The organism is Streptomyces sp. NPDC051211 (assembly GCF_040689505.1).
Lineage (GTDB): Bacteria > Actinomycetota > Actinomycetes > Streptomycetales > Streptomycetaceae > Streptomyces.
In genome coordinates, this window is the sequence record NZ_JBFBAV010000066.1 from 22,002 (window position 1) to 29,588 (window position 7,587).

Here is a 7,587-nt window from a genome sequence, read left to right on the forward strand (position 1 = left end):
AGGACCCATCTTCGCATGACCGAACAAACACCGCGGCCCCGGGCTTCCCAGCCCGGGGCCGCGGTGACCGGGTGACTACCCCAGGTCGCCCGTCGCCGTACGTTCGGCCAGCCGCACCAGGGTGCGCACGGCCGAGCCGGTGCCGCCCTTGGGGGTGTAGCCGTACGGCGCGCCCTCGTGGAAGGCCGGGCCGGCGATGTCCAGGTGGGCCCAGGTGATGCCCTCGCCGACGAACTCCTGGAGGAACAGGCCGGCCACCAGGCCGCCGCCCATCCGCTCGCCCATGTTGGCGATGTCGGCGGTCGGGGAGTCCATGCCCTTGCGCAGGTCGGCGGGGAGCGGCATGGGCCAGGAGGCCTCGCCGACCTCCTCCGCGATCTCGTGGATGGAGGTACGGAAGGCGTCGTCGTTGGCCATGATGCCGAAGGTGCGGTTGCCCAGGGCCAGCACCATCGCGCCGGTCAGGGTGGCCACGTCGACGATCGCGTCAGGGTTCTCCTCGGAGGCCCTGGTCAGCGCGTCGCCCAGGACCAGGCGGCCCTCGGCGTCGGTGTTCAGGACCTCGACGGTCTTGCCGCTGTACATGCGGAGCACGTCACCGGGGCGGGTGGCGGATCCCGAGGGCATGTTCTCGGCGAGCGCCAGCCAGCCGGTGACGTTGACGGCCAGGCCCAGCTTGGCCACCGCGACCACGGAGGCGAACACGGCGGCGGCGCCGGACATGTCGCACTTCATCGTCTCGTTGTGGCCGGCCGGCTTGAGGGAGATGCCGCCCGAGTCGTAGGTGATGCCCTTGCCGACGAAGGCCAGGGTCTTCTCCGCCTTCGGGTGGGTGTAGGCGATCTTGACCAGGCGCGGCGGGTTCTCGGAGCCCTTGCCGACGCCCATGATGCCGCCGAAGCCGCCCTTGACCAGGGCCTTCTCGTCCAGCACCTGGACCTTGATGCCGAGTTCCTTGGCCGTGGTCTGGGCGACGGCGGCGAAGGCCTCGGGGGTGAGGTCGTTCGGCGGGGTGTTGATCAGGTCTCGAGCGATGTTCACCTCGTTCGCGACGATCTTTGCCCGCTCGGCCGCGGCCTTGTGCTCCTTGTCCCGCGGCTTGGCGCCCAGCAGGACCACCTCGGCGAGCGGGCCCTTCGGGGCTTCCTTGCCGGACTTGCCGGTCTTGTTCTCGCCGCCCTGGTAGGCGGTGAAGGCGTACGCGCCCAGCAGCGCGCCCTCGGCGACCGCGGTGACGGCGGAGGCGTCCTCCAGCGGCAGCGCGAACGCGGCCTTCTTGGTGCCGTTCAGCGCGCGCGAGGCGGCACCGGCGGCCCGCCGCAGCGCCTCCTCGTCGTAGGACTCGTCCTTCTCCGGGACCGCGCCGAGGCCGACCGCCAGCACGACCGGGACCTTCAGGCCGTCCGGCGCCGGCAGCTTGGTGATCTCGCCTTCGGCGCCCGAGGCACCGAGGGCGTCGAGCACGGTGGCGAGCTTTCCGTCGAACGCCTTGTCCACGGCCTCGGCGCCGGCGGCGACGACGGGGCCCTTGGGGCCCTTCGCCACGCCGACCACGAGGGCGTCGGCGCGCAGCGTCGCCGCGCCGGCAGTGCTGAGAGTCAGAGCAGTCACGGTGGTGAGGTCTCGCTTCCGTATGTGTGATGTGGGGGCCAGTGGCCCATGCCGGGGTCGCCGGCCGTCCGCAGCGATCGTATTCGGGCCCGGCGGCCGCCGGAAATGAGCGTACGCGTCCGCCCTCTTCCGTACGGCACTCGAAGGTTTGGGAAGTTGTTCGATCAATGGCCTGGGGGATTCACCCATCTGTGGCCACTGTTCAACGTTTGCCTTTTAGACCTGACGAGGTCCACGAGACTCGAGCCACTCTCGCAAGGGGACGCGGGGTTCCTTTGCATGATTTCCACAGAGCCTCCCCGGCCCGGCACCGACCGCCATGGGCCGACGTCGAGGGATGCCTGCGGGGGGAAAGGCCGACATGGTCAACAAGAACCGGATGAACAGGGCTGCCGCGGCATGGGTCGCGGCCGCACTGGTCTCCGTGGCAGTACCCGCCTCGGCCGCCACGGCCGCCGAGACGGCGGTGGCACCGCGCATCGACCTCAGGGTGCTCGTCGTCGACGACGGGGGCAGCTCGATCGAGGCCATCACCACGGAGCTCCGGGACACCGGAGTCCCGTACACCCGGGTCGAGCTGGGCAGCGGCAGCCGCCCGGTCATCGACGCGGGCTTCCTCAGCGACACGGTCGACGGCCGGCCGCGCGCCAAGTTCCAGGGCGTGGTCCTGCCCAACGAGAACCCGTTCGGCGCGGGCTCCGCCGAGATGGCCGCGCTGGCCGCCTACGAGACCTCGTACGGCATCCGTCAGGTCGACGCCTACACCTGGGCCCACCCGGGCGTCGGCCTCGAGTACACCGACAACGGCGGGTACGCCGGCCAGCTCGACGGCACCCGCGCCGCGATCACCCCGGCCGGCCGGGCCGGCCCCTTCGGCTACCTCGGCGGCGAGGTCGCCTTCGAGGACAACTCCGTCCTCATCCCGGAGAGCTTCGGCTTCATGGGGCAGCCGCGCCCCGGCTACACCAGCTACCTCGACGCCCCCGTCGGCTCCGGCCGGGCCTCGCTGCTCGGCGAGTACACCCACGACGGGCGCAGCGAACTGGTCGTCACCTTCGGCTACAACCAGTACCAGCGGCAGTACCGGCTGCTGGCCCGCGGCATCGTGGAATGGCTCACCCGGGGCGTCCACCTCGGCCAGAGCCGCAACTACTTCGCCGTCCACGTCGACGACGTCTTCGCTCCCGACGCCCGCTGGAACTCCGAGCTCAACTGCACCCCGGGCGACTACGCCTGCCCCGGCGGCGAGGGCAAGGAGAGCAGCATCCGGATGACGGCCGGCGACGCCCAGTACGCCGCCCAGTGGCAGCAGGCCAAGGGGTTCAAGCTGGACATGGTCTTCAACGCCGGCGCGGGGGAGGAGTGGAAGGCCGAGAACGCGGCGAACGGCGGCACCGACCCGATGGCCGCCCAACTCCTCGCCGACCGGGCCAAGTACCGGTGGATCAACCACACCTACACCCACCCCTTCCTCGGCTGCGTCCAGGACACCGCCACCGTCCCGTGGAGCTGCGCCAAGAACGCCCAGGGCGCGATCCAGTGGATGAGCCGTTCCGAGATCGCGGCGCAGATCCGCGACAACCACAACTGGGCCGTGCTCAAGGGCATCTCCCTGGACCGCTCCGAGCTGGTCACCGGCGAGCACTCGGGCCTGAAGACCCTGCCGCAGCAGCCCCAGGACAACCCCAACCTGGCCGGCGCCCTCGCCGACAACGGGGTCCGCTGGGTCGCCAGCGACAACTCGCGCGAGCCCGCCCAGCGCGGGGTCGGCAACGCGCTGACCGTGCCCCGGCACCCGATGAACGTGTACTACAACACCGGCACCAACGCCGAGATGGCCGACGAGTACAACTGGATCTACGCCAGCCGCGCCGACGGCGGCAGCGGGATCTGCGAGGACAACCCGGCCACCTCGACCTGCCTGGCGGCCCCCCTCGACCCGGCCACCGGCTACCTGACGCACATCGTTCCGCAGGAGGCCAGGACCGCCCTCCGACACGTGCTGGCCAACGACCCGCGCCCGCACTACGTCCACCAGTCCAACCTGGCCGAGGACCGCACCCTCTACCCCGTCCTCGACGAGGTCCTCGACACTTACCGCGTCCTGTACGCGGCCAACACCCCGATCGTGAACCAGAGCCAGAAGGACACCGGCACCGAACTCCAGCGCCGCGCCGCCTGGGACAAGGCGCTCGCCGAAGGCAAGGTCACCGCCTACCGCATCGGCACCACGGTCACCGTCAAGGCCCCCACCGGGGTCGTCGCACCGGTCACCGCACCCGAGGGCACCCGCAAGCAGCTGCTCCTCGGCACCACGGCCTACGGCAACGCCTACGCCGGCACCCGCTCGGCCTGGACCGGCCCCGAGCTGCTCCAGAACTCCGTCACGCTCCGCCTGCCCAGCTGAGCGCGATACCGACCCGAAGGGCCCCCTTCGCCCGTCCGGAGCGGGGCCCTTCCGCCGCCGCCTGACCGAAGTAGGGCCCTTCCGCCGTCCCGGCGAAGCCTGCACGGGCGGGTGAGCCGAAGGGGGCGCGTCGGCGAAGGAGGGCGAGCGCCCGGAGGAAACCGCGAGGAACGAGTGGTTTCCGAGGACGCACGCCCTCCTGGAGCCGACAAGAGCGCCCCCGGAGGCGAACCGAGCCCTCAAAAAAGAGAGCCCTGGGGGGACACACCGCATGAGCCATGGGCGCCATGTCACCATGCTCACCGAAGGCACCTACCCGCACGTCCACGGGGGCGTCAGCACCTGGTGCGACCAGCTCGTCCGAGGCATGCCCGAGGTCGACTTCAACGTCATAGCCCTGACCGGCACCGGCCGCGAACCCGTCACCTGGGAGCTGCCCCGCAACGTCTACCGGCACACCGCCGTCCCGCTGTGGGGGCCGCCGCCCGCGCGCAGCCGGCGCACCGCCCTCCGGGGCCGCGCCCAACGCCGCTTCACCGAGACCTACGAGCACTTCCTGCGCTGCCTGCTCGATCCCGGGTACGCCGCCCAGCCCGCGCACGGCGGCTTCCACGCCGCGCTCCGCGAACTCACCCTGCTCGCCCGGTCCGGCCGGCTCGCCCCGGCCCTGCGCTCAGAAACGGTCCTGCGCGTCCTCATGACCGTGTGGACCCGACCCGGCCTGGCCACCGCCGAGGCCGCACCCACCATCCACGACGCGCTCACCGCCACCGACCTGCTGGAACACGCGCTGCGCCCGCTCACCGTCCGCATCCCGCCGGACAGCGTCGCGCACGCCGTCAGCAGCGGCCTCGCCACCCTCCCGGCGCTCGCCGCGAAGTACCTCGACGGGGTGCCGTTCCTCCTCACCGAGCACGGCATCTACCTGCGCGAGCGCTACCTCGGCTACCGAAGCGCCGAACAGCGTTGGCCGGTCAAGGCCCTGATGCTCGGTTTCTACCGGGAACTCAACTCGGAGGGGTACCGGCAGGCCGACCTGATCACCCCGTGCAACCAGTACAACCGCCGCTGGGAGGAGCGCGGGGGCGCGCCCGCAGACCGGATCCGCACCGTCTACAACGGCGTCGACCCGCACCGCTTCCCGGAGGCCGGCCCCGAACCCGAGGTGCCGACCCTCAGCTGGTGCGGCCGCATCGACCCGATCAAGGACCTGGAGACCCTGATCCGGGCGTACGCGTGCATGCGCCGGGAACTCCCGGCGCTGCTGCTGCGGCTGTTCGGGCCGGTCCCGGCCGGCTGCGAGGACTACCGGCTCCGGCTGGAGAAACTCGCCGCCGAACTGGGGGTCGCGGACGGCATCGCGTACGAGGGCCGGATCGACGACGTGGCCCGCGCCTACGCGGCGGGCAGCGTGGTGATGCTTTCGAGCATCAGCGAGGGCTTCCCGTTCAGCATCATCGAGGCCATGTCCTGCGGCCGGACCACCGTCTCCACGGACGTGGGCGGGGTCCGGGAGGCCGTCGGCGACACCGGCCTGGTGGTCCCGCCGCGCGAACCCGAACTCATGGCCAAGGCCACTCTGGCGCTGCTGCGCGACGACGCCCGCCGGGCCGAGCTCGGACGGCTGTCGCGGCAGCGGGTGGTGGAGAAGTTCACCCTGCACCAGTCGGTGGACGGCTTCCGGCACATCTACCGCGAGCTGGCCGGCCGGCCCGTCCTCCCGGTCCACCCGGGCGACGACTGGGCCCAGCGGCTCGCCGACCCCTGGTGCCGGGAACTGGCGGCGGACGGGAGCGTGTGGTGAGCGGATCCCTCTGGCTCAAGCCGCCCGGCCCCGGCGAAGCAGCCTCCGGCACCCTGCCGGCCATTCCCCGGCCCCGCCGGGACGGCCCTGCGGCCGCCGACCCCATGGAGGACCTCGCGGCCCGGCTGGACGGGCAGATCGCGGCGGCCGTCCACCCCGACGAGATCGCCGCCATCCTGGAGTCCGACGGGATGACGGACGAACACATCCGGCTCACCTACGGCCGCGAGGACTCCTTCGGCCTCGCCGAGGACCTGTACGCCCAGGTGCCGCGGGCCTTCCCGGAACCGGCAGCCACCCCCGACCCGTGGCGGGTCTCGCTCGTCGCCTGTCTGCTGCGCGGGGTCATCTTCGCGCTGCCTGGACTCGCCTATCTGCTGGGGGCGCCGCTGCTGGAAGGGCCGCCGGACCGGCTGGGGCTGCCGGCCGGGACGGTGACCCTGCTGGCGGGCGCGCTGATCGGCTGGGTGTGGGACCAGACCCTGTCCCACCGGGCGTATTCCTGGCTGGGCTTGGGCGACCGGGCGGCCGCGGGCCGCACCCTGCTGGTGGGCGCCCCGGCCGGGGCGCTGCTGGGGGCCGCCGCCGCGTGCGCCGTCCCCGGCGGGCCGGCGTTCAGCTACGCCTTCGGCGCCGGGCAGGCGCTGTACGTCGGCGCCGCCACGGTCCTGCTGGTCCTGGGCCGGGAGCGGCTGCTGTTCTTCGCGCTGGGACCGATGGCGGCCGGGGCGTTCGCCTCGCTGCTGGTGGACCTGCCGGTGCCGTTGCGGATCGGCCTGCTGCTGGTGTCCCTGCTGGCCGCATGCACCCTGGCGATCCGGGAACTCCCCCTTGCCGAGGGCGTACGGTCGGCCGTCCGCCGGGTCCGCCAGGTCCGCGGCTGGGCGGGCCGGCGGCCAGGCGCGGGGCCGGTGCGGTGGCGGGTGCTGCGCGGCGGCGAGGAGGACTTCGCCCCGCGCGGGCCGCGGCTCGCCGACTCGGTGCCGTTCGGGGTGTTCGGTCTCGGCACCGGTCTGCTGGTGCTGTACGCCGCGCTGGGGGAAGTCCTGGCGGGCGGGCCCGCGGAGGCGGTTGCGGCACCTTCCGCGGTGGCCCTCACGCTCAGCATGGGCCCGGCCGAATGGCTGCTCCACCGTTTCCGCAGCGGCAGCCTGGCCGGACTACGGGCGGCCCGCTCACCGGGGGCGTTCCGGCGGGCGATGGCCCTCACCCTGGCCGGGTGCCTGCTGCGCTACCTGTCGGTGCTGCTGGCCCTGGGCGTGGTGGGCACGCTGCTCTGGCCGGGGGCGCCGAGCCTGAACGGGGTCCGTGTCGCCGCTCTGCTCCTCCTCGGCACCGTGATGTGGACGGGGCTGCTGTTGCAGTCCTTCGGCGCGATCCGCCTGGCCGCCGCTGTCTGCGCGGCGGCCGCCGGGGCCCAGAGCGTGGCGCTCCTCTGGGGCTTGGGCCAGCCCCGCCTGGTCCAGCTGCTCGTGGCCGGCGCCGCGGCGACAGCCCTGTCCACCCTGGTCTGCACCCTCCTGGGCCGCGCCACCTCCCACCGCTGACCCGCCACCGTCACGGCCCGGGCTGCCACCGTCACGGCCGGCCCGGCCCGGCCCGGCCAGGCCCGGCCCGGCCCGGCCAGGCCCGGCCCGGCCCGGCCCGGCCAGGCCCGGCCCGGCCAGGCCCGGCCCGGCCAGGCCAGGCCCGTCACGGCCCGGCCCGGCCCGGCCGGCCGCTGCGCGGGGCCTTTTCCCCTACCCGCCCCTTCCCGAACTGGTGG

At 73.1% G+C, this 7,587-nt stretch carries 4 protein-coding genes; 3 read left to right on the plus strand and 1 reads right to left on the minus strand.

The window, feature by feature from the left end; all coding sequences use genetic code 11:
- Nucleotides 1-75: 75 nt before the first annotated feature.
- A complete protein-coding gene (locus AB0447_RS34395; protein WP_366480863.1) occupies nt 76-1,611 on the minus strand; it encodes a leucyl aminopeptidase in 1,536 nt (511 codons plus the stop codon).
- Between the two features lie 361 nt (nt 1,612-1,972).
- On the opposite strand from AB0447_RS34395, the gene AB0447_RS34400 reads away from it, so the two are divergent.
- From AB0447_RS34400 to AB0447_RS34410, 3 genes are all read left to right on the plus strand, one after another.
- Nucleotides 1,973-4,018, plus strand: coding sequence for a hypothetical protein (locus AB0447_RS34400; protein WP_366480864.1), 2,046 nt, complete (start codon nt 1,973-1,975; stop codon nt 4,016-4,018).
- 271 nt (nt 4,019-4,289) lie between these two features.
- Complete coding sequence (gene pelF, locus AB0447_RS34405) at nt 4,290-5,822, plus strand: GT4 family glycosyltransferase PelF (RefSeq protein ID WP_366480865.1); 1,533 nt, start codon at nt 4,290-4,292, stop codon at nt 5,820-5,822.
- Nucleotides 5,819-7,369, plus strand: coding sequence for a hypothetical protein (locus AB0447_RS34410; protein ID WP_366480866.1), 1,551 nt, complete (start codon nt 5,819-5,821; stop codon nt 7,367-7,369). Before pelF ends, AB0447_RS34410 begins: the two co-directional genes overlap by 4 nt.
- Nucleotides 7,370-7,587 lie beyond the last annotated feature (218 nt).